The following is a 26,743-nucleotide window of genomic DNA, read 5'->3' on the forward strand; positions in this document are numbered from 1 at the left end:
ATGAAATAAATCATTGTTGAAACTATTTCTTTATAAATCTTGAAAAAACCGTGTCATTAAGACCCGGCTCTTTCATAAGTTTCAAAGTAATAACGATAAGGATTCTTTTCATCTCTTTGACCTTGTTTACGTTCAATCAGCTGCCATTTATTCCAGAGCATTAATGGAAAATATGCATCCCCTTCAAAGCTAGCTTCAATAAATGTTCGGTATATTTTTTCACAATGAGGAAGAAACTCAGTATAAATCGCAGAGCCTCCTGCGATAAATAGTTCTCCTTCATTCTCTTGATCATAGGCTAACACTTCGTCTAACGAATGCATGATCAAAACATTGTCCGCATGATATTCTTTGTCTCGAGTTAAAACGATCGTTTGACGGTTTGGTAACGGTCGACCACCCATTCCTTCAAACGTTTTCCGTCCCATCACTAAGGTGTGATTTACTGTCGTTTCCTTAAAGAAACGAAGATCATTTGGCAAATGCCAGGGCAAACGATTATTTCTTCCAATCAAGCCATTTTTATCCTGCGCCCAGATAGCAATAAGCATAGTTTTCCTCCTTATTCGTTTTAAAATAATAATTTTAAAAAAATGTTTCATGTGAATGGCGTATATTATTAAACTAATCACCCTTCTGAATTAGCAGTCTGTAAAACGTTGAAATAGTATCCCTTCATACTAATTTTCTTCAATGATCTCACTCAAGTACTCCCAGCGAGCCATCTTTTCTTCTAACGCTTGTTCTGTCTGATCAATTTCCTTTTGCAGATCCTGAAGTTTCGTGAAGTCATCTCCCTGATGATTCATCGCTTCAGTCAACTCATCAATTTCCCCCTCTAACAAGGCAATATCATCTTCAATGGTTTCCCATTCTTTTTGTTCATTGTAAGAAAGTTTTTTCTTGCGCTCTTTTGATTGAGGCTTTGCCTTGACAGCTTTTACTTCTTTTATCGGTGTCTCTTGTTCTAAATAATCCATAATAGAACCGAAGTAAGCGACAATCACACCATCTCCCTCGAAAATCAATAATTTCTCTGCTACTTTGTCTAAGAAATATCGATCGTGAGAAACTGTGATTACGGCTCCTGAAAATTCCTGTAAATAATCCTCTAAAACGGTCAATGTCGCAATATCCAGATCGTTCGTCGGTTCATCTAGCAACAGCACATTTGGTTGCTGTATCAATAACTTCAGTAGATAAAGGCGTCTTTTTTCGCCGCCTGAAAGTTTTCCGATCATAGTACCGTGCATAAATCGCGGGAAAAGGAAACGTTCAAGTATCTCTGCAACACTGATTTGCGATCCATCTCGTTGTTTCACTTCTTCGGCGGCTTCCTGTAAGTAAGCGATCAGGCGCTTATTAGGATCTAACATTTCATTTTGCTGCGTGTAATATGCTAAACGAACAGTCTCGCCAATTTCGATCACTCCGCTGTCTAATGGAATTCTACCAGCTAAAATATTCAACAAAGTTGACTTACCTGCCCCGTTCTTACCTGTAATCCCCAAGCGTTCCTTTGTTTGAATCAACAAATCAAAATTAGCCAAGATTGTTTTACCGTCTATCTCATAAGAAGCCTGTTTCAACTCTAAAACTTTTTTCCCTAAACGGGTGGTGGCGATATTCATCTCAAGTTGACCATCCGTTTTGACTTGATTTAGATTTTCTTTTAGGTCTTCAAATCGATTAATCCGAGCTTGTTGTTTAGTGGTCCGTGCCTTGGCACCAGCGCGCATCCAAGCGAGCTCTTGCTTATACAATTGTTTCCTTTTACCCTCTTGTTCAAAAGCGATCCGATCACGTTCAGCTTTTTCGACTAAATAAGCCTCATAGTTGCCCTGATATTCATAAAGTCTGCCAAAAGAAAGCTCAAAAATACGATTTGTTACACGATCCAAGAAATAACGATCATGGGTAACCATCAGGAGTGAGCCAGTATAACCTTTTAAATATTTTTCTAACCACTGGATTGCATCGTAATCCAAATGGTTCGTCGGTTCATCCAGTAATAATAAATCAGGAGCATCAATCAAAACTTGTGCCAGAGCAACTCTCTTGATTTGGCCTCCTGAAAGTTCTCCAATCTTTTTATCCAGTGTATCGATTCCTAATTTATTTAGGATCGCTTTAGCCTCACTGTCCGCAGTCCATGCATCCTGCTTATTCATACCTTCCTCTGCCAAAGTGAATTGTCGCTGAGACTCTTGATTACTATCATTCGACAATTGTACTAACGCTTTTTCATAGGCGCGGACTGTTTGCATCAGCGGGTTATTTCCTTGGAAAACAACATCCAAAACTAATAAATCTTCTGAAAAATTTTGTTCCTGAGCCAAATAGCCGATTCGATAATCGCTGGCCTTGTCAATTGCGGAAACATCGCCGTCACCACTATCTTTTCCAGCCAAAATAGCGAGTAGGCTGGACTTCCCAGTTCCATTGACCCCGATCAAACCGATTCGATCTCTTTCGTGAATCAAAAACGAAATACGATCGAACAGGGTTTTATCTCCAAATGTTTTGTATAGCTCTGTCACTTTTAATTCTTTCATCGCAAACCATCCTCAAATTTCTCTCAGTTATTGTAACAAAAAAAAGCCGTAAAGGAAATTTTTCCCTTTACAGCTTTCTTTCTACCAATCAAAATCACCAAGTTCATCGATATGGTGAGGATGCCCCGGACCTCTGCCGTGAGGTCCTCCGTGACCATGCGGCCCGTTCTCGTGTGGCGGGCGAGGACCATGGAACTCTCTACCACCGCCGAAAAATTCTTCTGACTCTTCTTCTCCCAACTCGTTTTTCAATGACTCACTTAATTTTTCAACTAGCCGCGTCCATTCGCTTTTTTCATCATCGCTAAAATCAGCAAACAGTTCTTCTCCAAAATCAGTAGTTTCAGAGATTTTTTCTGCCTCTCCTCTACCAAGATCAGTTAATCGAATAATCATGACACGACGGTCTTGTTCTGACACTTCACGTGTAATCAATTCTTTATCTTCAAGTTTTTGTAATAATTCACCAACAGATTGCGGGCGCATTCCTAAAACAAAAGTCAGATCCTTTTGGCTGATTTCAGGATTCATTTTTAGTAATGCTAAGACTCTTCCTTGTCCACGGTGCGGACCATAACCTTGATTTTTAGCCATTTGGCGATGATAGTAACGACGTAAATCATGTTGCAGCTTCATAAACTGTTCATTCAATTGATTTTCCATTGTTAATCTCTCCTTTTTATTCAGGTGCCTTATATTTATATAATACAGGTACCTGAATAATAAATCAAGGAGTTAGCTAATATTCTTTCGGTACCTTAATATTTTCTTTAGAGAATTGTATTACTAAACCTACAGATAAATACCAAACATATGAATCTGCTAAAAAAATATAACCATCGCTCACACTCAACAAGTTTCAAAAAGTAGACTGACCGCCAGATTAATATAGAGAAGGAATCCTTTCAAAAATAGGAAATCCCTTTATTTTCGTTCACATATCATTTTGTTAACTTATTCTACCTAATTAACCAAAAACTACAAACAACACGACTGACAAAAAAACAAGCATCCACTATCGGATACTTGTTTTTGTCGTTTTAGAAATGATCGCCATATACACCATCAACATCCTTAGTTGGATCGATCACGATATATAGACTCTTAGTTTTTTCAGAAACTTTAGTTGATTGATAAACGTTATCGAGACCTTCAGTGTCTTTGTCCTTATATGGGAAGTAAACTGAATCAGGATGTCCTGCACGATAAATAATATCCATCCGCTCGATGTCCTCAAATTTCCGCGCACGTTCGAACATACCTAGTTCTAGTCCCCCTAGGTTGATATCCGTCGTTTGTACGTGGTCGCCTTCTTGATAAATTTCGATTTTAAATCCGGCACATGGATGGATTTCTACAAACTCACTTCCATGAATTCTGCCAAAACTGGTCGTAATTTGTTTGATCCATAAATCACCGATGTAACGACGATCAATTGTCCATGTTTCGCCATTACGAAAATAGAATTTTAACGCTGTCATTTCTCTAGCCATTCTGCATTCTCCTCACTACTAATCTAAAATTAAGTGTAGCATACCTTGAGTAAACGGTCACATGTTGTGCTTCTACTTCATTTTTTTTAGAAAAGTTGCTGTCTCAACGATGACTCGTTGATGATAGGCTTCACCTATTAACTGCTCGCCTTCAAAGACTTTGATGGAAAAAGAGACTTTTCTACTATCAGCTTCAATAATCTCGCTGATAACTTTCACCTCAGCTCCAACGGCTGTCGGCGCTAAATGTTTTAGCTCCATTTTGAAGCCGACACTCGTTTGATCAGCGGAAAGTTCGGGAGCTAAGAGAATTTTGGCACAATTCTCCATCATCGCTACTAATGCCGGAGTCGCCAAAACCTCTAAATCACCAGAACCCATTTTCAAAGCGGTTTGATCTTCTCCAACTCGATACTGCTGTGTTAATTTTTTCATGGCATCTCCTTTTTTAAAAAGTTTTCTGCAAAAGCTAATAATTCTTTTTTATCATTTTTTATTCTGCCTTCGACGACTTCTTTTTCTAGCGCGTTTAGTGTCATGCTGATCCAAGGCCCACGGGGGTAATCAAAGTGATCCTTTACTTCATTTCCTTTTAAAGCAAGGTCTTTCAATGAAAAAATCGGCAGGAATTGATACAATAAGCGAATTTTTGCTAAATTCGGTTCACGTTCAAAGTAATATAATAGATATTCAACCGAGAGCGCTAGTTCTCTACCTAACTGGTATAAAGTCCAGTTGTCCCATTCGTATTTCAAGCGAAACTGCAATGCTGGTACCATTTCAGTAACTTCTCGAATCAATTGATTGGAACATTTCCATTCCTTCATAAAGTAGCGAATATCGGTTATGTTCATATCCAGCATCGTCATTAATAAAGTCCAAGCTTGGCGTTCAGTTGGAATTGCAGGTCCGCGCAGTTCAGCAAAGTTCAGCAAGGCTGATCCATATTCCCGCAATCCTGGACAATAGATGTAGCATTCTGATTCGACAAAAGACCGTAATCCCGCCTCACGGAAGGAACCCATCATTAATTTGACGAACTCCACATTGATCCGCTCAACCGATATTTTCGCCAGTAGGGAATGATATTCTTGAATTGCCTCAAAAGTATCGGGCTCCAGTGTGAATCCCAGATGGCTGACGAAACGTAGTGCACGCATCATTCGTAAAGCATCTTCATGAAATCGTTCATAGGGATTACCCACAGCGCGCAAAACTTTATTCCGCAAATCATCTAATCCATCGAATAGATCAATCACTGTTCCATCAATTCCGACCGCTAAAGCATTGATTGTGAAATCTCGACGCTTTAGATCTTCTTTTAGCGAGCGAACAAATTCTACATGATCCGGTCTGCGATAATCTTGGTAAGTCGATTCTGTTCGAAAAGTGGTAACTTCATATGTCGCTTCTTTCGTAATCACCATTACAGTTCCGTGATCGATTCCGACATCGATCGTGCGGTGAAATAATTCCTTCACTTCTGCCGGAAAGGCACTGGTTGCGATATCGACATCATGAATTGGTTTATTCAGCAAGATATCCCGTACACTGCCTCCGACATAATATGCTTCAAAACCAGCAGATTGCAATTTGCGTAAAATCGGCATCGCACCTTGAAATTCTAAAGGAAATGCTTCTAGTTTCATTGGCCATCACCTTCTGTCAGACCATCCTTACGTTCAAAACGAAAACGATCACGTTGATTGAATTTTTCCATATTGCGATTGAAAGTCTCAGTTAGATCAATCCCGAGGGAATTCGCCATGATAATCGTAACAAATAGTACATCACCCAGTTCTTCTTCCACTGTTTTTGGCTGCTCTGTAACCTTCTTTGTCTTTTCACCGTAGTAATGATTGACCTCACGTGCCAGTTCCCCGACTTCTTCCGTTAAGCGGGCCATTTGACCGAGTGGAGAAAAATAACCGGTTTTAAATTGTTGGATATAATCATCAACTTCCTGTTGCATGATTTTCATTGTCTTTTCATTCATTAAACCACCTCAAACCTATCTTATCAAAAAACAGTTTTGTTTCCTATCACGTTGTTGTAACTATCTGAATTTCGTGCTATGTTGGTTGAGGATCAAATTTGCACAAGACAAGCGTCTGTGCAAGTTTTTTTGGTCGCTATCTATTTATCAAATATAAATCAGGAGGTGTCGTATGGAAACGACTATGACTACACGGATCAAAGAAATTCTATTTATTGTGGTGGGAACAGCGATTTACGCATTTGGTCTTGTTTATTTAAATATTGCCAATCATTTGGCAGAAGGCGGCGTCACCGGTATTACTCTGATTATTCGCGCTCTTTTTGGTATCGATCCAGCCTATACTACATTGCTTATTAATATTCCATTGATTTTAATTGGTGGAAAGATTTTGGGAAAGCGTTCCTTTTATTACACCATTCTAGGAACCGTGTGCTTGTCTGTCTTCCTATGGATTTGGCAACGGATTCCTCTACAGATTAATTTGGATCACGACCTTTTCATCGTCTCTATTTTGGCAGGTTTATTTGCTGGATTCGGTAGTGGGTTAGTCTATAGAAACGGCGGAACCACAGGAGGGGCCGATGTAATCGCTAGAATTTTGGAACAAAAGATCGGCTTTACCATGGGAAAATCCTTACTGATTTTTGATATTGTTGTCTTGATATGTTCGCTGACCTATTTAGATTTGAAACGCATGATGTATACTTTGATTGTTTCGTTTGTTTTCAGTAAAGTCGTTGATGTACTGTCATCTGGAGGATATGCGGCCAAGGGTGTAATGATCATCTCAAACGAAAGCAATGTAATCGCTGAGTTATTGATGGCTCATTTAGAACGGGGAGTTACTTACCTTCATGGCGAAGGCGGTTTTTCTTCAGAGTTAAAACGAATCGTTTACATTGTAGTTTCCCAACAAGAAATCAACGAAGTAAAAAAAATCATTCACTCCGTTGATGAAAAAGCCTTTATTTTAATTAGCAATGTCCATGATGTCGAAGGGGAAGGATTTACCTACCTGAAACCGCAACGACGGCGATTTACCTTAAAACGCAGCAATTAAAAAATCCGAGCATAGACAGTTTTACGTGTCCATGCTCGGATTTTTTATTCATGGATTGTTAATTTTAATCGATTCAATTCATCAGATAACATCAGGAAAGCTTCTTTGTCGCCATCTTCCAAAGCCATATCAATCTGCTTCTTCAATAGATCAACTTGCGCTTCTCGTTCTTGATACTTCAAATAGTTTTCTACCTCTGATACAATCTCTTCACTAACATTGTCATTCCAAGAAAGTGCCGGATTGTCTTCAAGAACCGATAGATATTGTGCATTCTGCCAAGAATGCGGGAAAACACACTCTAAGTATAAAGGCTGTTGCCAATGCAGACGAATCTCATGAAAAATTTGATCACTATTAGAAAACTGATGTCCTTCAATCGAAAACATCATTGGTTCTTCCTGCTGTGTAATATCGCGAAAAACCAATCCGCGCTCTGTTTCCAAGGCTTGTTCCACAATGTGGACATTACGTAAAATTGCTTCATGATTAATTAGATAATTCAAAATCCAAATCACTTCTCGCCGTTGAAAACTCACATTGTTGATCAACCACACGAGAAATTCACGTTTTTCACCTACATCGATCATTTTCCTCACCTCTCTACTCATCTAGTAATGATTGTACTTCTAAATCTCCTGGTTCCATTGCTAAATAACTCGTTAAAACGGCACGCGCTGTTTCTAATTGACCATCTTCTCGTAAAAAGATTCCATAAGCTTTTAAGAAATCCGGTTCATGAGCCAAATCCTCATACGCTTGTTTATAATATGTGCCAGCAGCTCCAAAGTCTTCCAATTCATTATAGGCTTGAGCCAAATTCCAGGCGGCATATGGGTTATCTTCTTCATCCATATGGTTGATCATTTCAATCGCTTTATCAGGTTGATCTTCATTTAAATATAAATTGCTTAATGTCAATAACGTTTCATCCATCTTTTCGCCAGTTTCAAGAGCTTGCAGCAGTAGTTCTTCTGCTTTCTTGCTGTCACGTAAACGGTAAGCAATTTCAGAAGCCAAGTGTAGCAACTCAACTTGATAAGGGTTTTCTTTGATCCCTTCTTCTGCAGCAAGTAACGCTTCTTCCAACAATTCCTCTTCCTTCAAACTGTCTGCAAGATAGTAATAACCGCTTTGATATTGCGGATCAAGCGTAATAAGTTCTTGCAGATAATTGATCGCTTTTTGGTGATCATGGATTTGATAATAAGTAAATCCTAACTGAAATAAACGATCAGAAGTATGTTCCTTTTCTAGTGCCCGTTCTAGGAACGGGATCGCTTCTTCAAAGCCTCCCATGATGCTGTAGGCTGTACCAATTCGTTCATCAATGGAGATATTCCCGATTTCATCAATTCCCTGTTTCTGAAGCTGCCCGTAATCATTGATTGCTTCACCTAATTGGTTAGCAGAAAAATGTAATTCAGCCAAGGCGAAGGTAATTAGTGGTTCTTCTGGGGCAATTGTTTTTGCCTGCAATAGTTTTGCTTCACTGACTTCCGGAATACCTAAAACTTGATACAAGTCAGCAGTCACTAATAAACTCTCTAAATAATTTTCACTATCTGGAGCAATTTGTTCTAAATATTCAAATGCACCATCAATATCATCATTTTCGATGGCGATCTCTGCCAACGATAGATAGAAAATATCTTCTTCTGGAAAGTCTGATAATAATTTTTCTAACACACGTTTTGCCTCATCTAGGAAGCCCAACGCCTGCAACTCTTCAGCCAAACTTGCTAAAATTTCCGGCGTGTCTTTTTTTAACGCCTCTTCAAACATCAGATTAGCTTCGCTAAGGTCCTCTGCCTTTAATGCTGCGAGCATTTTTTCACTATAACTTGACATCTATTCTCCCCTGATCTCTGTAACGATTTTTTGATATGCTTCAAATGTTTGAAGCAGTTCTTTTTGCGTCGGAACCTTTTTCATTCCGACCTCTCCGACTTGAATCAATCCAGCCAATGGTTTTTCTTTTGCTAAAGCAATCACCTGCTGGCCATAATCAGCCAGCGAAATCCCATCAGGCATCATGATTGGAAATCCTAGTCGCACCAACCATATCATAAAATTTTTAAAATTGAAATGAAGATCGCCCGTCCTCACATTCCAAGCTAGCTCAAACAATAGACCAAACATCGTCTTCATACTGTTCGACAGCAATGAGCCGTTCTCAGTCTGGAAAAAAGCTTTTTCAAATGTCTTTCCAAAGTCCCGCAACTGTTCACTATGAGTCTGATAATAATTGATCAGCGTCTCACTAAAGGCGGAAAATGACTGCTGTAAAAGGGCTTCACGTGTGGGGAAATTCACATAAAGGCTTTGTAAAAAAGGATAATCACAAACGATTCCGCAACGAATCAAAGTCAAGAGATCGACCATTTTCCCAGTTGTTTGTTGATCAGCCAGTGTGTGATCGAATAGAATACTTTGCGGAACTTCTTCAATTTCCATCACCGTCGTCATATTTTTATCAGAGACAATCTGATCGACAAAAGAAAGGCTTTGAGCGAAAGATCGTAATGAAACAGGTAAAAAGCACAATTCAGCCTTGAAATTTGCAACATGATGAGTAAAACCTAAAAGCTCTACCACTCCTTCATTGCCGATACCAAGGAAAATTGTTTCACGTTGACGACTAAAGCGATCAAGAAAGTGAATCAACTCCTGAAAATAATCCATTGTGTTACAATAGCGGTTATTAGGCGTGATGAACCAATCATGTGTGCTTGATTTCGGGATAAACTGACGTAATTTTTCTGCGTATAAATCGTAATAACGCTGATTTCCGCAAAACAAAATTTGCTTTTTTTCCAGATTCTTCTTGCGCATCATCGAAGCAACAGTTTCACCATATGTGATCCGCGTCTCATTTTGTTCATATCGATAGGTTATTTCCATTACGTTCACCCCGTTTCTTTTATTTTATACTACAAAAAAACCTCTCGCAACAAATCTGCGAAAGGCTGATAAACATTTTACTTCTTTATTTTCTAGAAACTACAGCTCTTTTGATTTTTAACGCGTAGTAACAAAAGAAACAACCTGATTATTGACTTTGTGGCGTATTTTGTTGATTTTGTACTGGCGTTTCCTGACTTTGGGGTGACTGCTGAGTATTTGATTGACTTGGCTGAACACCTTGTTGGTCGTCTTGAGGTGCCTGCTGTTGGTTCTGCCCCTGTTGTGGTGTCTGCTGTTGCTGCTGATTATTGTACTGCCCTTGCTGGGGTACCTGCTGTTGCTGCTGAGGTTGTTGTTGATAAGGCTGTTGGTTTCCACGATTTGCCTCTTCTTCAACCTTTGATAATTCTTCAAAGGTCAGCAACCCATCGCCATTCAGATCAGATGGCGAATAGCCTTCCTTAATCACCCGCTCACCATTTGACAATATCCGCAATACAGTCACTTGCTCGCCCCAAGGAGTAGTCAAAACCTGACCAACACTCGAAGTGTCTAAGGTTTCTGAAGCTTCTGTTTCCTCAGTTAAAATTGTCGTTGAATCGTTCAAACTAACTTCTCTTTTCGGAATGACTTCTTCCCCTGAAGAACCATAGAAATATAAACCTACCATTACTGCAATCAGCAGAACTGGTACTGATATTATCAATATGAGAAAGTTACGGCGCTTTCTTTTTTTATCTTCTTGCTCCATTAATGCTTCTGCCTCTAAAAAAGCTTGCCGCCACTTAGGATCATTTTGTCTTTGCGCAAGAAATTCATAGGAATGCCACGAATCATTTCTTTTCACGTAATACAATTTCTCCTTCGACATCGCTTCACCCTCTTTTTCCTTTTTTCTATAAAACCCTTTCTTTTATTCTATCCTAAGCTAAGCCGTTCGTAAAATAAAAAATAAGTTACAAATTGAGTGAAATATTGGTTACAAGCAAAAATAAATATCAATTAATTCAGTTTGTTTTTTTAGACAAAAAAAACCGTTATGACCAAGTGGTCACAACGGTTTCAGCAGCAAAAATTATTTAACTGCGTCTTTTAGCGCTTTACCTGGTTTGAACGCAGGTACTTTGCTTGCTGGAATTTCGATTTCTTCACCAGTTTGTGGGTTACGTCCTTTGCGGGCCGCACGTTCACGTACTTCAAAGTTACCGAAGCCGATCAACTGAACTTTTTCACCTTCAGCTAATGCGTCTTGGATAGTTGAAAATACAGCATCGACAGCAGCTGTAGCGTCTTTCTTAGTTAAATCAGTAGCTGCTGCAACTTTTTCGATCAATTCTGCTTTGTTTGCCATGAATGAATTCACCTCCTGAGAAATGAGTATTGATGTTTAAAACATCAACTGATAAACTGAGTGGTCCAGTCATCAGCAAAGAAATATTGATTTGGTCAATATTCTGTTATAACGATAGCATAAGAACCTTATGTTAGCAAGGTTTTTAGCGATTAATGGCATAAAATTCATGGTTGTTTTATCATTCGGTGAAATCTGTTGTCAGCAAAATAAAAGTATGATAAAATACCTTATTTTCGTCTTCGAGCAATTATTTTTATCGGCGTTCCCTCAAATTCGAAGGCTTTTCGAATTTGATTTTCTAGGAAGCGCGCATAAGAAAAATGCATCAGTTCTTCTTCATTCACAAATACCACAAAGGTCGGTGGTTTTACAGCTACCTGGGTTGCATAAAAAATCTTCAAACGTTTCCCTTTGTCTGTCGGCGTTGGATTTATGGCTACCGCATCCATGATAATATCATTCAAGACAGATGAAGGAATTCGCAAGTTTTGATTCATGCTAACTTCTTCAATCATGGTAGGAACTTTGTTCAGACGTTGTTTCGTCATCGCAGAAACAAAAACAATTGGTGCATAATCTAAATATGCAAATTCATCACGAATCTCTTCCTCAAATTCTTTCATCGTGTTGGTATCTTTTTTAACCAGATCCCATTTATTGACCACGATGATCACACCACGACCAGCTTCATGAGCATAGCCGGCAATTCGCTTGTCTTGTTCTCGAATTCCTTCTTCGCCATTTAGAACGACTAGCACGACATCTGAGCGGTCGATCGCACGCATTGCCCGCATGACAGAATATTTCTCGGTATTTTCATATACTTTTCCGCGTTTACGCATTCCAGCCGTATCAATCATAGTAAACTCTTGGCCATTTTCACCGACAAATTTCGTATCAATCGCATCGCGAGTGGTTCCTTCAATATCCGAAACAATCACGCGATCCTCACCTAAAATGGCATTGATTAACGAAGATTTACCAACGTTTGGTCGTCCGATCAGGCTGAATTTGATTGACTGGTCTTCATCGTCTTCATTGTCAGCTGGAAAATGTTTGACTGCCTCATCTAGCACATCCCCTAAACCAAGACCATGGCTACCTGATACAGGATAGGGTTCTCCAAGACCTAATGAATAAAATTCGTAAATCTCATTGCGCATCTCAGGATTATCCACCTTATTAACCATTAAAATAATCGGTTTTTTACTGCGATACAAGATTTTAGCGACTGCTTCGTCGGCATCCGTGACGCCTTCTTTACCACTAGCTACAAGCAGGATGACGTCTGCTTCATCGATCGCTATCTGAGCTTGCTGCTTGATTTGCTCCATAAAAGGCTCATCACCGATATCGATCCCGCCCGTATCAATGATTGAAAATTCATGATCCAACCATTCACCTTTTGCGTAAATTCGGTCACGAGTGACACCAGGGGTATCTTCAACGATCGAAATACGTTCCCCGGCAATTCGATTGAACAATGTTGATTTGCCGACATTTGGTCGACCAACAATTGCAATTGTAGGATTTGACATAACTTAATTCCTCGTTCCTATTGATATTTTCATTTTTCCTTTTGAAAAAGCTGATGACCTATCAACAAGAAATAATCATTTAAATGTACTGTTAAATGATTTAAATGATTAAAGCTACTCAAAATTTATTGAAACGTGAAATTAATTGGTAGCTTTCAGCCTTTTTCAAATTCTCCTTAGTTTAACGAAGAAAGCTCCCGCTTGCAAGAGAAGGAGACATTTTCATCAATATAAATAAGAAAAAAGCAAACCAATTGTGGTTTGCTTTAAGATTACTACTCTTAATCTTCTGATTCATCTTCCTTAAGTGCATCGCCCAAGATATCTCCCATGGTAAAACCAGTATTTTCTTCTGGTAATTCATACGTTTCTTCTTCAACGGGTTCTGCTTTAGCTTCTTCAGGCTTTTCTTCTAACGCTTTAATCGAAAGCGCAACCCGATGATCTTCAGGATGTACTTCTAAAACCTTCACTTGAACTTGATCACCTTCATGTAATACTTCATGCGGTGTCGCGATATGTTTGTGTGAGATTTGAGAAATATGCACCAAGCCTTCAACCCCTGGGAAGATTTCAACAAAAGCACCAAAGCTAGTCAAACGCTTAACAGTTCCTTCAAGAACAGAACCTGGCGCTGCCTTTTCTTCAATATCTGTCCAAGGTCCAGGCAGATTGGCTTTGATTGATAATGAAATTCGTTCTTTTTCTGGATCAACAGAAAGTACTTGAACTTCTACTTCATCACCAACACTCAATACGTCAGCTGGTTTTGCTACATGACTGTGAGAAATCTCTGACACGTGAACCAAGCCATCGATACCACCAAGATCAATAAAGGCACCAAAGTCTGTCAAGCGAGCAACTTGCCCCTTAATAACTTGTCCTTCATAAAGATCTGCTAAGATTTCTTTTTTCTTCTCAGCTTTTTCTGCTTCAACAACTGCTTTATGAGATAAAATCAAACGATTTTCAGAAGGTTCGATTTCAATGATTTTGAATTTCAATGTTTTCCCAGTATAGGCTGAAAAATCATCAACGAAATGATCATCGATCATTGATGCTGGGACAAAGCCGCGTACACCGACATCAACAACTAAGCCGCCCTTAACGCTGCTTGTTACTGGTGCCTCAATGATTTTTCCGTCTTGGTATTCTTTCTCGATATCTTCCCAAACTTTCTTCGCGTCTAAGCGGCGTTTAGAAAGGAGATAACTGCCATTTTCTTTGTCTTTTCCGATAGAAGAGATAACGACTAAATCAAGAATATCGCCAACCTTGACTTCTTCATTGATATCTTCAACAGGTAGTGTCGAAAGTTCTTTTGCTGGAACGACACCTTCTACTCCGGCGCCTTCAATACCGACGATCACTTGTTTATCTTCTAAGGCAAGCACCTCACCCTTAACAATATCGCCAACTTGAACTTCATACACATTTTCCATTGCTGCTTCCATGGAAACATTCTCGTTGTCCATCGAATTTTGTTCTAATTCTGTCATGTCGTTTGTCCTCCTTACCAACAATTCTGCGTAAAATACACTACATGTTCTATTTTAGAGTAATCCACATGAAAAATAAAGCGATTTCTTCTTTTTTTCTAAAAATTTGAAAGAAATCCGCTTTATTTATCGTTTTTATCCAAAATTTAGAAACCTTTTGAGTGTATGACTGCTTTAATCTTCGTTACTACCTGTTCAATCGACATTCCAGTCGTATCGACCAATTCAGCATCCGCTGCCTGAACAAGTGGTGAAACTTCACGATGGGAATCCAAATAATCCCGTTTGGCAATGGCTTCTTTGATCGTCTCAAAATCCATTTTGATCCCTTTTTCTTGATTCTCTTTATAGCGGCGTTGTGCCCGTTCTTCGACGCTTGCAACTAAAAAGATCTTTACTTCTGCCTGTGGCAATACAGTTGTACCAATATCACGACCATCCATTACAATTCCACCAGCCTGAGCTAGTTGTCTTTGCGCTTCAACTAATTCTTCACGTACTTGTCCGTGTGCAGACACCTCAGAGACGGCTCCTGTCACATCCGGTTGTCGAATCGCTTGGGTAATTTCCTCATCATCAGCAAAAACCAACTGTCCATGCGCCGATTGCTTGAACGTGATCGGATATTGCTTCGTTAATTCCGCCAACCCTGCTTCATCTGAAAACGCAACATTGTGCTTGATCGCTAAGAATGTTATCGCTCGATACATCGCACCAGTATCTACATAAATAAAATGAAAGTCATTTGCCAATATTTTCGCAACTGTACTCTTGCCAGAAGATGCGGGGCCATCAATTGCAATTGAAATTTTTTCCATGTTCTGCCTCTTTTCAATAAATAAGCCGTAATCGCTAGCGATTACGGCAGAGTATTCAACTTATTTAATACGTACTTGTTGACCTGGATCAAAATAGAAATTACTTCTATCCATTCCGTTCAGTCTTAAAAATTCATCTACACTTAATCCATAGCGTCCAGCGATTTGTTGTGGACCTTCACCAGCTTGAACGGTTCCGTATTGTGCGTTTGGATCATTTGCAGTACTTGATGAAGATGGTGTTGTTTGTTCTGCTGCAGCGGCGGCTGAGCGAGATGCTTCTGCCTGAGCCTGTGCTTCTGCAGCTGCTTGAGATTCAGCTGCTGCTTGTTGTTGTGCTTGCTGATCTGCTGCTTGTTGCTGCTCTTGTTGGTTTTGTTCTGATTCAGATGTAGCTGTACTCTCCTCTGTGCTGCTTTCTTCAGTGCTTGATTTTTCTGTTGAAGAAACCTTAGAAACCTGGGTGGTACTCTCAGGAGAGGCTGCTGGCTTGTCGTTATCACGAGTAATCCAGAAAAAGGCACCAGCAGGAATCAAAATAAGGGCTAATAATAATGCGACTAGAATCGTCAAGAATTTCGTATTTCCGCCACCTTTATTGCCACCACCACTACGACGAGACTGGCTGCGAGAATAGGTTTCTTCTTCACTATCAGATTCGTAAATATGTTGATCCCACGGTTCGTTGTTCGTATCGTTATAGCGATCTTTTCTACTCAATTTCTCTAACCTCCTAAATGCTATCGCCATGTATTATACCATAGCTCTTGAAAATGTGGCGTCAATTTTCAATCTTTCTCATCATTTTTAAAAATTTTTTGAACAATTTTTACCCATGAAAGTTGCTCTTCTGCCAGTGACCGTTTTTCTGCTGTTACTTTTATTAAGGCCCCATCATTGTCGCAGCAATTCTGATTTTTCTCAGGTAACATTTCGCCAAAATAAGCAATTAAGAATTCGCGACGGCATTCGCTAGTAGAAATATAGTCCAACATTTTTTTCAGTTGAATCTTTTTGGTTTTTCCACGCTGGCTTAATAAATCCATCAAGCGGGAACTATCATCAGGAAAAAACTGTTCCCATTTTTTTATCAATGGATCTTCAAAAACCAAATCACTCATTTTTTGTTTTATCTCAAATAATTTTTTTGATTGATCGGTTTGTTCCTGAAGAAAATGGTGAATATGTTCATCTCCTTCTTCGTATAGCAAAATTGCCTGGCTCGCGTGACCATCTCTTCCAGCCCGACCAACTTCTTGTAAATAATTCTCTGGTGAATCAGGCAGGTCATAATGGATCACAAAACGAATATTTTCCTTATTAATGCCCATACCAAATGCATTGGTCGCAATCAAAATCCTTAAATCGTTCGTTAAAAATTGTTGTTGGAGCATTCGACGTTCTTGTCCGCTAAGTCCGCCATGATAATAAGCGATTGCCTGTTGGTGTTTAAACATTTGATACAACTCTTCGACTTTCTTTCTGGTAGCACAGTAAATAATCCCCGAGCCTTCCAAAGTTTCGACCAAATTCCGTAATTTTTCCTGCTTGTTCTCTTGATAAACAAAATAACTGATATTCGGACGATCAACAGAATAAATGTACTCCTCCGCAGGTTGTTCTTTAAATAGTAGACGCTGAATATCACTTCGAACCTCTGGTGTGGCTGTTGCTGTTAGCGCTAATATTAAACGAGTACCAATAAATCTAATACCGTCAGCTAGTTTTAAATACTCAGGGCGAAAATCAATTCCCCATTGTGAAATACAATGAGCTTCATCCACTACGATCAAGGCTAGTTTTGCAGATTTTAGCGCTTTTTGAACATCAACACTCAAAAACATTTCCGGACTCATGAAAATAAATTTATATTGATGAATTTCACTTAAAATCCATTGCTTTTCCCAAGATGAGAGTAGGCTGTTTAGTGCTACGGCTCGTTTTTCTCCAAGTCGCTGCAACTGAGTCACTTGGTCCTCCATTAAAGAAATCAATGGTGAAATAATGATTACTGTACCTTCTATTAGATAGCCTGGAAATTGGTAACATAATGATTTTCCAGTTCCTGTCGGCAACATCCCTAAAGCCGATCTTCCAGCTAGAATTGTTTCGATAATCTCCTGCTGTCCAGGTCTGAACTGATCATGATGAAATTTTTCCTTTAATATTTTTTTCAATTCCATGTATATTTCCTTAAATGATAGATTTGGGACAAACGAAAACTTAAATACGGTATGTCATATTCTTGATAGCGCTGATCGATTACTTGTTCAATACTCAGGTGGCTGAAATCAACCAGTTGGAATCGCTCAAAGGGAAAGGTCTCTTCCATTAATGCCCATTCAATAAAGTGATCGTTGATCGTTCCCTGCTTCAAGTGTCTTAGTCGTAAAATTTCGGATTCTGACTTCCCTGCTAAGAAGAATTCTCTTGTTTTTAACATGCTTTTATTGAGATTTTGTTGATCCAATGTGGAGATCAATCTTGCTAATTCTCCCTCTTTAACTTGTGCAAAAAAAAGATCGATCGCATGTTGACGATAAAGTTGATTCCACGGTTCCTCTTGATATTTCATTGGCAATAATTGAAAAGCGGTCTTTCCTTGAAACCCATAACCCGAAAATTGATTAGCTAAAAAATCAGATTCTCCAGCTGGTAGCTGTTGAAAAATCGTAAATAATTCATGCTGAAAGCGTTCAACCAAGTGGGGTTTTGACCCCGCGAGCCATTTTTTTAGTTGCTGTAAATAGAAAGGACGCTGTTCAATGGGCAGATATTCTTTCTCACCATAGGATAGATAACTGAGAACTTGCACAGCAAAAAGAATTAACTGCCAAGAATCTTCTCTCATTCGACCATAACGCAAATTATCCAAACCAACCAGATCAAAGTTTTTCTCAGATAATTGTTCTCTGCCTAGTTGCGTCATTCTGCCAAAACCCTCATTGGTGGTAATCCATTCAGCAGCAACCAAGTTCTGAATTTCTCTTTGGAAAGTTGCTTCCTTTAAGTTCGGTAGTGAACCTAAATAAATCAGATTCCTATAAAAAAAACCGTGTAGTAGAACAGAGCTCGTTCTCTTCCCGACTAACAAATGATACAAAGTCGAGGTTCTTATCTTGTAGCCTGTCTGAAATAACGTTAGAATAAAAAAAGTCATAGTAAAATCTCCTGTGGAAGGTGAAAAAATGAAATGCGAAATCATTCCTGAGCGTTGTATCGCTTGCGGCCTATGCCAGACGATCGCTCCAAAAATATTTGATTATACTGATAATGGCCTAGTTCTTTTTGTAGGCGAGCCTGAAGCCACTCATGAGTTTATCTCTGAAAGCCAACAAGCAGCGGTCATTCAGTCGGCCAAACGTTGTCCGTCTCACGCCATCTTATATCAGAATTCATAATACCATATTTTAAAAAAAGTTCGTGAAAACGACCCATTTTCATCAAAAAAATCTCAGACACCATGATGGTCATCCACCACAGTTGTCTGAGAGTTTTTGTTTATTTACACCGAATGATGCTGAGAGGTCATTGTTTTTTTCGATAACCAAGGAAGCAGTTTTGCATGCAACACAAGGAAAACTGCGCTGACCACCACACCTTTAAGAATATTGAATGGAACAATTCCAACGAGGATATAGCGTCCCATGCTCATCCCCAGCATTTGTCCGGCTGAAAGACCAAAAGCCTTCAAGTAAAGTGGCGTGATAACAAAGTAATTTGCCACACTCATAAAAATCGTCATTGCTAAAATACCTAACCCCAACCCTAAAACGCGTTTTGAGGCCGTTCTTTTTCTAAACATTAGAAAAATCGGTACCGTATATAAGGTTGAAGCGAAGAAACTGGCAAAATCTCCAATCAGGTTATCAATTGAAAAACCAGTCATCGTCAAATGCAGCAATGATCGAATGAAAGCTGTCGCAACTCCTGCTAATGGTCCAAAGATGAACATATTAATCAAAACTGGAATATCGCTAAAGTCCAACTTTAGAAAAGGGAACATCGGGAGAATAGGAAAAGCGATAAATTGTAAAATTAGTCCCATCGCTGCTGCCACCGCTACTGCTGTCATTTTTTGTAATCGTAAGTTCTTCATGTGAAATCCTCCGTTTCGGAATCATCTTCATCGAACTATTTGAGCCAGACTTCGACGCAAAAAAACTCTATGCTTCAGAAAAAAGCATAGAGTTACTTGAATACAATCTCACTCAAATAAGCTCTATCTTCTTTATCCAGACTGTACTGTCGGTATCGGAATCTCACCGATTCGGCTGCTTACGCAGTTCGCGGACTATCACCGCCGGTCGGGATTTTCACCCTGCCCCTGAAGACGAACCTTAATTTATTTTTTATCGTGTAATTACTATACCAAGTTTACTATCAAAAAACAAGTAAATGATTTTATCTATTTAGACTGGTTTAGCAGTGTATTAATTTCCTTCGTATTCAAACGACGATATTCTCCTGGACGCAGCCCCTGAAGAGTCAAATCGCCATACCGTTCTCTTTTTAACTTTTGAACAGGAAGACCGACTGCTGCCAGCATATTTTTCACCTGATGATTCCGGCCTTCATGGATTGTCAACTCGACAATACTTGTTTCCGCCTTTTTATCTGCCGAAAGAATCTCAAACCGAGCAGGTGCTGTCTTCTTTCCTTCGATACGAATTCCCTTAGTCAATGGCAAAAGGATTCTTTTTTCGGCATAGCCTTTGACCTTTGCTACATAAACTTTATCGATTTGATGTTTTGGATGGGCTAACCGTTGTGAAAAATCGCCATCATTTGTTAATAGTAAAATACCTGACGTATCATAATCCAAGCGACCTACGGGATAAATTCTTTCTGGAACAGCAGCAAAATAATCGGTTACGACCTTCCGATTTTTGTCATCACTAACGGCGGAAATCACTCCACGAGGCTTGTAAAACAAATAATAGACTGGCTCCTCTTGATAGATTGGCACACCGTCAACTTCAACGATATCCTTTTTGCCGACTTTCGTTCCTAGTTCTTTGACGACTTCGCCATTCACTTTAACCCGACCGCCAGTAATAAACTCTTCAGCCTTGCGGCGCGAAGCAATCCCTGCGTGGGCAATAACCTTTTGTAGTCTCTCCATTTATAGTCCATCCTCTTCTTTAAAACGATCATAAAACAAATCTAACGGTTCTTCTTCATCTGCCAGATCAGCTTCCATTTTCTGTACATCTGGAAGTTCTTCCATATCTTTTAGCCCAAAATAGTCCATGAAATAGTCGCTTGTCCCATACAAAATTGCCCGACCTGGTCCATCTACACGACCTTTTTCTTCAATCAATTGCCTAGCAACCAAGGTTTGAACTGCTCCACTAGACTGCACTCCCCGCAATTCATCAATTTCTGAACGAGTCACTGGCTGTTTATAGGCAATTATAGAAAGGGTTTCAAGCGCAGCCTGACTTAAGCGATTAGCCATAGGCGAACGGGCGAACTCCTTCAGCAAAGGAGCAAACTCTTTTTTTGTACTCAAAACAAAGTGATTGCCGACTTCTAATAGAGTCAACGCCGAAGCTTCATTCGTCTCATAGGATTCCTTCAGATCGATAATATTTTGATAGATCTCAGGCATTGGGCGCTTCAATGTAAATGCCAATTCTTCAAGGCTGATTCCTTCCTCTCCGACCACAAACAGCATCGCTTCGATTTGACTTAATTGGTTCATATAACTGCTCCTTTTTTATTATAATGGGATTATTTCCCATTTTCTGAAGAATAAAATTTTCGATTAACCTGTCTATCAACCTACTAAGAGTTTCGATTAGCGAAAAGCCTTTTCTTTATTATATAGAAGGAAAAAATCTAACTAATGAACAAATTTCTATTGGTTTAAGGATTGGACTGGCATCCTTTATAAATCAAAATTGGTGCGTAGGTCTCCTCTTGAGTTGCCAAAGCCTGCCCCTTTTTCATTAGTTCCAGTAAGGCCATAAAGGTCGTAATCATTTCATCCTTTGTGTATTGCACAAAAAAAGACTCCAATGATAAGCCTTCATCCCCGGATAACTCTGCCAAACGTTTACCGATTTCAGTCACCTTTTGATCGACTGTGATCGATTCACTAGTGACCGTGGTCTCAATGGGTTGATTTTTCTTTTTGCGCTGTAAAACATCATGTAATGCCAAAAAAAGGTCAATCGTATTCAATTGGTTTTTTGGCAGCGGCAGGATTTCCTCTTCGTAATCCGATAGATCCATTGGAGCCTTCGTATAGAACAGGCTTCTTTCCTGCTCCTTTTCTGATAGGATTGATGCTGCGTATTTATACTTGCGATATTCCAATAGCTGTTGAACTAACGCTTCCCGGGGATCTTCACCTTCTTCGTCATCGTAGTCAAACTCCAATTCTGGTTTTGGCAGCAGCATCTGACTTTTGATTGACATCAATGTCGCTGCCATGACCAAATATTCTCCCGCCAATTCCAATTCCAGTGTTTTCATGGCATGGATAAAATTCATATATTGTTCAGTAACTTCTGCGATCGGTATATCATAAATATCAATCTCTAACTGTTGGATCAGATGAAGTAATAAATCCAACGGTCCTTCAAAAACATCTAACTTTAAACTAATTGTCTCCATTTTATCCTCGCTTATGTTCCTGCCATTTTGCTAAAAAGGCCGATGTGGCGGGGGTTCCGATAATTTTTTGATCAGGATATTTTGCTTGCAGCTCTGCCATCATTTTGAGGCTCACGCCTTCTCCACGATAAGAAGGGTTCAAACTGATGTCATGTAAGACAATCTCCTGATCCTCTAACTGGCTGACGCCAATAACTCCTTGAACATTATCAGAGTGTTCATCGTAATAACAATAGAGTTGAAAGCGGTCATCATCTTCATATGTATCGATCTCTTTTAATAAATGTTGATGGTCTTTTAAGCTTTCATGAAAACTTAAAAGTCCCATTGCGATTTTCCGTTGATTTTTTCGGTATTGAGTAAGCATTCTTTCTCCTCCTGTTAAGCGCGTGGAAAAAATTCTTTATAGACTTCGGTCATTCTCCTCTTAGTAATATGAGTATAAATTTGGGTAGTGGAGATATCAGCATGACCTAAAAGTTCTTGGACTGTTCGCAAATCCGCTCCATTTTCTAGTAAATGAGTTGCAAAACTATGCCTTAATGTATGAGGTGTAACATCTTTCATGATTTCAGCTTTGATCACATATTGCTTCAAGTTCTTCCAAATGCCTTGACGGCTCATTCCGTGACCGTGATTGTTAACGAATAGATGTATTTCATTGGGAGTTTTCTTTGTTAATAAGGGACGGACTTCCGCTAAATAACGTTCTAGCCAATGAATCGCATAATCTCCAAGCGGGACAATTCGTTCTTTATCACCTTTGCCTACAGTTTGCAGTAATCCCATCTCTAGATGTATATCACCTAACTTCAGTCCAATCAGTTCACTAACTCGCAAACCAGTAGCATACATCACCTCCAGAATCGCGCGGTCACGAATCCCTAAATCGGTCGTCGTGTCTGGAGCCGCGATTAAGCGCTCGACCTCTGCCAGCGAAAGTGTCTGAGGTAACTTCTGCGCTTTCTTTGGACTGTCGATGTGCTGCATCGGGTCGTGATCGGTATAACGTTCTTGACGTAAAAATTGATGAAAACGACGTAAGCTGGAAATCATTCGCGTAATCGTAGTAGATGCTTTGCCAGACTCTGTCAGATTTGTCAAAAAGGCCACAACTGTATAGCGATCGACTGCTTGCCATTCCTTCACACCCTGTTCAGTCAAAAAAGACAAATATTGCTGCAAGTCTCGTTGATAGCTGATACGTGTATTTTCAGAAAGCCCACGTTCGATCGATAAGTAATGCAAGTATTCCGTGATTTGTTCATCCATGTTCTCACCACTTTCGCTTTATCATAACAAAAAGTCCCTTGAAATGATAGCACGTATCTTTGCAAGGGACTATATAAATTAATTATAACTTAATCCAATTTCAGCTAGAAGCCTTATGCTTCCTTTTTTTCCTGACAACTCTGGCAAATACCGTGGAAGGTCAAACGATGATCCTTCACTATAAAATGATACCGAGATTCTACTACATGTTCCACTTCGCCTAAGAGGTCCTCTTCGATCTCTTCGATATTACCGCATTCAAGACAAAGCAGATGGTGATGGAAATGTTCCGCACCTTCTTTACGAAGATCATAACGTGCTAAACCATCATCAAAACTGATTTTATTAACGATATGCAGTTCTGTCAAAATTTCCAATGTGCGATAAACAGTTGCTAAGCCAATCTCAGGACTTTTCTTCTTCACTAAAAAGTAGATTTCCTCGGCTGATAAATGATCTTTTTCATTTTCCAATAAAACGAGAACGGTTGCTTCACGCTGAGGTGTCAACTTGAATCCAGAATCATGAAGTTGCTTCTTGGTTTTTTGTAAGGCTAAGATTGCGTTCAAGAGAACCCTCCCTCTTCTATTTTAGAATAATTATAAATAAGCAAGGAACTTGATGTTGCTTTTCTTAGAATCATTATAGTTTATCACCATTATTTATGCAAGGACATTCTCAATTAGCCTTTTAAACGAATTTGACCTGCACTTTGTTCGATCAATTTTTCCTTTAATAAATGACCAATCGCCCGCTTGAACTGCCCTTTACTGATACCGAACGCATCTTTGATTTCTTCAGGTGCTGATTTATCCCAGTATGGAAGTGTATGATCGGTATTTCTTTGCAGCATCGTTAAGATCATCGCCGCATCATCATTAATCATTTCATAGCTGCGGGGTTTTAAGGACATATTCAATACGCCATCTGGACGAGCACCAATCACCCGAGCTTCAACAACTTCACCAAGACGCGGCTCTTGATAACGCTCAGAAGGGTGGATAAAGCCGATATAAAAATCTTCTGTAATCAAGTAGGATCCGATGACTTTTAGCCGATAAATCGTGCCTTTTTTATTTTCGTTCTGCATTTCGGCGTTGCCGGCACGACTCAATGAATGGAAGATCGCTTCATCAGCTAATACGCCCCACATACGATCCTTCTCATCCACTCGCATACTGATCATTAAACGATCGCCCTTTTTCGGCCACAGCTCTTTCATGCTCGGCATTTCATCTAAGGAAACGACCATATCCTTGTCAGGCAAACCTATATTTACGAACACACCTAAATCTCTGCGGACATCAGTTACTTCACCAAAGGCATAGTGTCCGATCCGAACCCGTGGAACCGTCGTCGTAAAAATGGCATCCTTACTTTGATTGACATAACCAAATCCTTCAATTGATTCGCCAATTTCATGAGTGACCCCTTCCTCTTTCAACAATCGGAAAGTCACACCATTTTTTTGTACCAAGTACATCGTTTCATTTTCATCAATGATCAATCCTGTAAAAACTTGACCTAATAATTCATTCATAATTTTGCTCCTTAAATGTATTAATTTTTCTTCCAGAAAAATTCGTTCTATTTCTATGCTAAAAGGTAAAAAAACAGCAAAGAAGTCATTCATATTCTACCACAGCTCATGATTAGGGCTGGAAAGAAACTCTCTTCCCAGCCCATTGTTTTATTTAGTTTGGCCCGTTTCCTTTGAACCAACCTGTTTTACAGTTAATAGTTACTAAGTACATCGGTAAATCAGAATCCTGATAGCCTTTGGTTAATGACGCACGATTTGAAGTAGCATACAAATTATAGTAGCCTTCACCATTTTCGATTTTCACTGGTTCAAGGCTATAGCCGCCTTCAACAATATAGCCTCGCGAAATACAGGTCTGAATCACTTTTTCCTTAACACCAGGCGCCCAAGCATAAGCATCGCTGCTAGTATCTCCAGCTTGACTTGTGTCTGATGAAGAATTTCTTTCTTGAGCTTCTTGAGCCGCTTTTTCTTGTTCAGCTTTTTCCTTGGCTGCCTTCTCAGCCGCGGCCTTCTCCTCAGCTGCTTTTTTCTCTTTATCCTTCAAGGTTTGATCAACCTTCGTCAAATCCTCTTTTTGCGTGTGAATTAATGCTTGATTCGCAACTGCTTTGACTGCATCGTTCGCTTTATTATATTGTTCACGATTTACAGAATCGACCACGTTGCCATCCTTTAGCAAAGCTCCCACTGCTTTTTTGGCAGCTTCAATTTTTGAGTACTGATCTTTTGCATTATTGACTGCCTGATTCATTAGTTCATCAAAATTATAATCACCGGTATCAATCGTGAGCTCCACAGGTTCAGCGGCTTTTAATAATGGTTTCTCAACTATTTTATCGCCATTGATTACTGCATTTGTGAACAATTGATTTACAGATTGTTCCGCCTTCTGTTTAGCTGTCAGCTCATCGTACTCTTTTTTTAGTTCATCATAACGCTTATGAGACTTATATTTAGACAATTCTTCATCAATTTTCCCTGTGTTCAGATTTACCTTATCCGCAACAAGAAATTTGTGCTGGTCGTCAGTATAGTAACTGTCAATGCTATCCTCGATCGAATCAAGAGCTTTATTCTCTCTTTTTACGGTCGCGACCCGTTGAGCTTCAACTTCTTTTTCATGATGATAATAGTAACCGCCGCCCACACCTAGAACAGCAATCGCTGCTAATGTAATATAAATACGTTTACGACTTTTTCTTGGCTTCCCATCTGTATGACGAGGACCTTCTGGTGGGAAGGCTCCTCCATTGGAACCATTTGTCTCTTCCTGCGAAAAAGTTGTTTCGTCAGCCTCTTGTGTTTCAGAGTCAGCCGCCGTTTCTCCAGAGGACTCTGCCTCAACTGATTCCGTTGGGACTGCTGGATCCATTATGAGCGTTTCTTCTGATTCAGATTCCTCTTCAAAATCCACTTCACCGGAGTCTTCTTGTGGCTCAATTTCCGTTTCATTTACTGTTCCTTCAGGAGCTTGTTCGTCTGTTTCAACAACAGATGCTTCCTTTACTTCTGTCTTTTCAGCCGTTTCATCTTCATCAACAGAGTCCGCCTCGGCTGCTTTTTCTGAATCCTTTTCAATCTCTTCTTTATCTGTTTCATCTTGATTGTCTTTATGATCACGAATATACTGTGCTAAAATCGGATTCATTTCAGGGGTTTCTTCAACAAGTTTTTTATTTTCTTCTTCCTTCATTTTTTCCTCATTTTCTTTGAACATCTCGCGCACAGATTCAATCGGCATATCCGCTAATTCTGACCATTCTATCGTATCGTTTTTATCATTGATCTCTTCGATATTTTTAGGTTCTTTAGTATTATTTATCTCTTCAGTATTTTTTTGATCGTTCAACTGTAATGAAAAGCCACACTTCGGACAAGTCGTGCATCCTTCGACTGGTTCAAAACCACAGTTAGGGCATTTTTGCAATGAAATCGGCTCCTTTTTTCAATCTTATGCTTTAATCTATCATATGTTTATGGATGTTCCAAGCAGTTTTCGACTGAATTAACCAAAAATAATAAATTTCTCGAGTATTTTGAGCGACAAAATTCCAAGCAAAATCCTTGTCTTTTCCACG

At 39.4% G+C, this 26,743-nt stretch carries 29 protein-coding genes and 1 riboswitch; of the genes, 2 read left to right on the forward strand and 27 right to left on the reverse strand.

The features are described from left to right. Positions 1-56 precede the first annotated feature (56 nt). The 7 genes from AC4J95_RS15690 to AC4J95_RS15720 form a co-directional block, all read right to left on the reverse strand. Complete coding sequence (locus tag AC4J95_RS15690) at positions 57-551, reverse strand: dihydrofolate reductase (protein WP_494550672.1); 495 nt, start codon at positions 549-551, stop codon at positions 57-59. Positions 552-680: 129 nt separating this feature from the next. Further along, positions 681-2,555 (reverse strand): ABC-F family ATP-binding cassette domain-containing protein, encoded by a 1,875-nt coding sequence (locus AC4J95_RS15695; RefSeq protein WP_494550673.1) that lies wholly within the window; start codon positions 2,553-2,555, stop codon positions 681-683. Positions 2,556-2,636: 81 nt separating this feature from the next. Next, positions 2,637-3,218, reverse strand: coding sequence for a MarR family winged helix-turn-helix transcriptional regulator (locus AC4J95_RS15700; protein ID WP_494550674.1), 582 nt, complete (start codon positions 3,216-3,218; stop codon positions 2,637-2,639). A 377-nt stretch (positions 3,219-3,595) separates the two neighbouring features. Further along, positions 3,596-4,048: a hypothetical protein gene (locus AC4J95_RS15705; protein WP_316401686.1), complete on the reverse strand. Its 453-nt coding sequence runs from the start codon at positions 4,046-4,048 to the stop codon at positions 3,596-3,598. Positions 4,049-4,120: 72 nt separating this feature from the next. Continuing rightward, complete coding sequence (locus tag AC4J95_RS15710) at positions 4,121-4,483, reverse strand: thioesterase family protein (protein ID WP_494550675.1); 363 nt, start codon at positions 4,481-4,483, stop codon at positions 4,121-4,123. Further along, positions 4,480-5,697 carry a CCA tRNA nucleotidyltransferase gene (locus tag AC4J95_RS15715; protein WP_494550676.1) on the reverse strand — a complete coding sequence of 406 codons (1,218 nt, stop codon included), beginning with the start codon at positions 5,695-5,697 and terminating at the stop codon, positions 4,480-4,482. Before AC4J95_RS15715 ends, AC4J95_RS15710 begins: the two co-directional genes overlap by 4 nt. Continuing rightward, positions 5,694-6,044 carry a nucleotide pyrophosphohydrolase gene (locus AC4J95_RS15720; RefSeq protein ID WP_494550677.1) on the reverse strand — a complete coding sequence of 117 codons (351 nt, stop codon included), beginning with the start codon at positions 6,042-6,044 and terminating at the stop codon, positions 5,694-5,696. Before AC4J95_RS15720 ends, AC4J95_RS15715 begins: the two co-directional genes overlap by 4 nt. A gap of 172 nt (positions 6,045-6,216) precedes the next feature. On the opposite strand from AC4J95_RS15720, the gene AC4J95_RS15725 reads away from it, so the two are divergent. Then, positions 6,217-7,107: a YitT family protein gene (locus tag AC4J95_RS15725; protein WP_316401690.1), complete on the forward strand. Its 891-nt coding sequence runs from the start codon at positions 6,217-6,219 to the stop codon at positions 7,105-7,107. A 44-nt stretch (positions 7,108-7,151) separates the two neighbouring features. On the opposite strand, the gene AC4J95_RS15730 is transcribed toward AC4J95_RS15725, so the two are convergent. The 11 genes from AC4J95_RS15730 to AC4J95_RS15780 all read right to left on the reverse strand — a co-directional run bounded on the left by AC4J95_RS15730 (position 7,152) and on the right by AC4J95_RS15780 (position 18,383). Continuing rightward, complete coding sequence (locus AC4J95_RS15730; protein ID WP_494550678.1) at positions 7,152-7,697, reverse strand: YpiB family protein; 546 nt, start codon at positions 7,695-7,697, stop codon at positions 7,152-7,154. Positions 7,698-7,710: 13 nt separating this feature from the next. Beyond that, the gene (locus AC4J95_RS15735) at positions 7,711-8,958 is read right to left on the reverse strand and encodes a tetratricopeptide repeat protein (protein WP_494550679.1); all 1,248 of its coding nucleotides are present in this window, start codon (positions 8,956-8,958) and stop codon (positions 7,711-7,713) included. After that, positions 8,959-10,011: a hypothetical protein gene (locus AC4J95_RS15740; protein ID WP_494550680.1), complete on the reverse strand. Its 1,053-nt coding sequence runs from the start codon at positions 10,009-10,011 to the stop codon at positions 8,959-8,961. Positions 10,012-10,159: 148 nt separating this feature from the next. Beyond that, positions 10,160-10,885, reverse strand: coding sequence for a hypothetical protein (locus tag AC4J95_RS15745; RefSeq protein ID WP_494550681.1), 726 nt, complete (start codon positions 10,883-10,885; stop codon positions 10,160-10,162). A gap of 204 nt (positions 10,886-11,089) precedes the next feature. Continuing rightward, complete coding sequence (locus AC4J95_RS15750; RefSeq protein ID WP_010744623.1) at positions 11,090-11,365, reverse strand: HU family DNA-binding protein; 276 nt, start codon at positions 11,363-11,365, stop codon at positions 11,090-11,092. A gap of 230 nt (positions 11,366-11,595) precedes the next feature. Continuing rightward, on the reverse strand, positions 11,596-12,906 hold the full coding sequence (gene der / locus AC4J95_RS15755) for a ribosome biogenesis GTPase Der (RefSeq protein ID WP_494550682.1): 1,311 nt from the start codon (positions 12,904-12,906) through the stop codon (positions 11,596-11,598). A 281-nt stretch (positions 12,907-13,187) separates the two neighbouring features. Continuing rightward, positions 13,188-14,405 (reverse strand): 30S ribosomal protein S1, encoded by a 1,218-nt coding sequence (gene rpsA, locus AC4J95_RS15760; RefSeq protein WP_316401696.1) that lies wholly within the window; start codon positions 14,403-14,405, stop codon positions 13,188-13,190. A gap of 146 nt (positions 14,406-14,551) precedes the next feature. Then, the gene (gene cmk, locus AC4J95_RS15765; protein ID WP_494550683.1) at positions 14,552-15,223 is read right to left on the reverse strand and encodes a (d)CMP kinase; all 672 of its coding nucleotides are present in this window, start codon (positions 15,221-15,223) and stop codon (positions 14,552-14,554) included. 60 nt (positions 15,224-15,283) lie between these two features. Then, positions 15,284-15,943 (reverse strand): LysM peptidoglycan-binding domain-containing protein, encoded by a 660-nt coding sequence (locus tag AC4J95_RS15770; protein ID WP_316401698.1) that lies wholly within the window; start codon positions 15,941-15,943, stop codon positions 15,284-15,286. A gap of 68 nt (positions 15,944-16,011) precedes the next feature. Further along, the gene (locus AC4J95_RS15775) at positions 16,012-17,406 is read right to left on the reverse strand and encodes a RecQ family ATP-dependent DNA helicase (RefSeq protein WP_494550684.1); all 1,395 of its coding nucleotides are present in this window, start codon (positions 17,404-17,406) and stop codon (positions 16,012-16,014) included. Continuing rightward, positions 17,397-18,383 (reverse strand): helix-turn-helix domain-containing protein, encoded by a 987-nt coding sequence (locus AC4J95_RS15780; RefSeq protein WP_494550685.1) that lies wholly within the window; start codon positions 18,381-18,383, stop codon positions 17,397-17,399. Before AC4J95_RS15780 ends, AC4J95_RS15775 begins: the two co-directional genes overlap by 10 nt. A gap of 28 nt (positions 18,384-18,411) precedes the next feature. Between AC4J95_RS15780 and AC4J95_RS15785 the strand changes: the two genes are divergently transcribed. After that, positions 18,412-18,624: a ferredoxin gene (locus AC4J95_RS15785; RefSeq protein WP_494550686.1), complete on the forward strand. Its 213-nt coding sequence runs from the start codon at positions 18,412-18,414 to the stop codon at positions 18,622-18,624. A gap of 104 nt (positions 18,625-18,728) precedes the next feature. Here AC4J95_RS15785 and AC4J95_RS15790 read toward each other — a convergent pair whose 3' ends face one another. The 9 genes from AC4J95_RS15790 to AC4J95_RS15830 form a co-directional block, all read right to left on the reverse strand. Then, entirely contained in the window at positions 18,729-19,322 is a 594-nt protein-coding gene (locus AC4J95_RS15790; RefSeq protein ID WP_316401702.1) for an ECF transporter S component, read from the reverse strand. Between the two features lie 121 nt (positions 19,323-19,443). After that, positions 19,444-19,562: riboswitch (FMN riboswitch) on the reverse strand. 69 nt (positions 19,563-19,631) lie between these two features. After that, a complete protein-coding gene (locus tag AC4J95_RS15795) occupies positions 19,632-20,348 on the reverse strand; it encodes a pseudouridine synthase (protein WP_316401703.1) in 717 nt (238 codons plus the stop codon). After that, positions 20,349-20,930, reverse strand: a complete 582-nt coding sequence (scpB, locus tag AC4J95_RS15800) for an SMC-Scp complex subunit ScpB (protein WP_316401704.1) — start codon at positions 20,928-20,930, stop codon at positions 20,349-20,351. 164 nt (positions 20,931-21,094) lie between these two features. After that, positions 21,095-21,847, reverse strand: coding sequence for a segregation/condensation protein A (locus AC4J95_RS15805; protein ID WP_494550687.1), 753 nt, complete (start codon positions 21,845-21,847; stop codon positions 21,095-21,097). 1 nt (position 21,848) lies between these two features. Next, positions 21,849-22,214, reverse strand: a complete 366-nt coding sequence (locus tag AC4J95_RS15810; RefSeq protein ID WP_316401706.1) for a GNAT family N-acetyltransferase — start codon at positions 22,212-22,214, stop codon at positions 21,849-21,851. A 14-nt stretch (positions 22,215-22,228) separates the two neighbouring features. Continuing rightward, positions 22,229-23,119 (reverse strand): site-specific tyrosine recombinase XerD, encoded by an 891-nt coding sequence (xerD, locus tag AC4J95_RS15815; protein WP_494550688.1) that lies wholly within the window; start codon positions 23,117-23,119, stop codon positions 22,229-22,231. 113 nt (positions 23,120-23,232) lie between these two features. Next, on the reverse strand, positions 23,233-23,688 hold the full coding sequence (gene fur / locus AC4J95_RS15820; protein ID WP_316401708.1) for a ferric iron uptake transcriptional regulator: 456 nt from the start codon (positions 23,686-23,688) through the stop codon (positions 23,233-23,235). A gap of 113 nt (positions 23,689-23,801) precedes the next feature. After that, positions 23,802-24,659 (reverse strand): CvfB family protein, encoded by an 858-nt coding sequence (locus AC4J95_RS15825; RefSeq protein WP_494550689.1) that lies wholly within the window; start codon positions 24,657-24,659, stop codon positions 23,802-23,804. Positions 24,660-24,813: 154 nt separating this feature from the next. Continuing rightward, positions 24,814-26,592: a cell division site-positioning protein MapZ family protein gene (locus tag AC4J95_RS15830; RefSeq protein ID WP_494550690.1), complete on the reverse strand. Its 1,779-nt coding sequence runs from the start codon at positions 26,590-26,592 to the stop codon at positions 24,814-24,816. Positions 26,593-26,743: the final 151 nt, after the last annotated feature.

Source organism: Enterococcus sp. GPZ-007 (genome assembly GCF_059374735.1).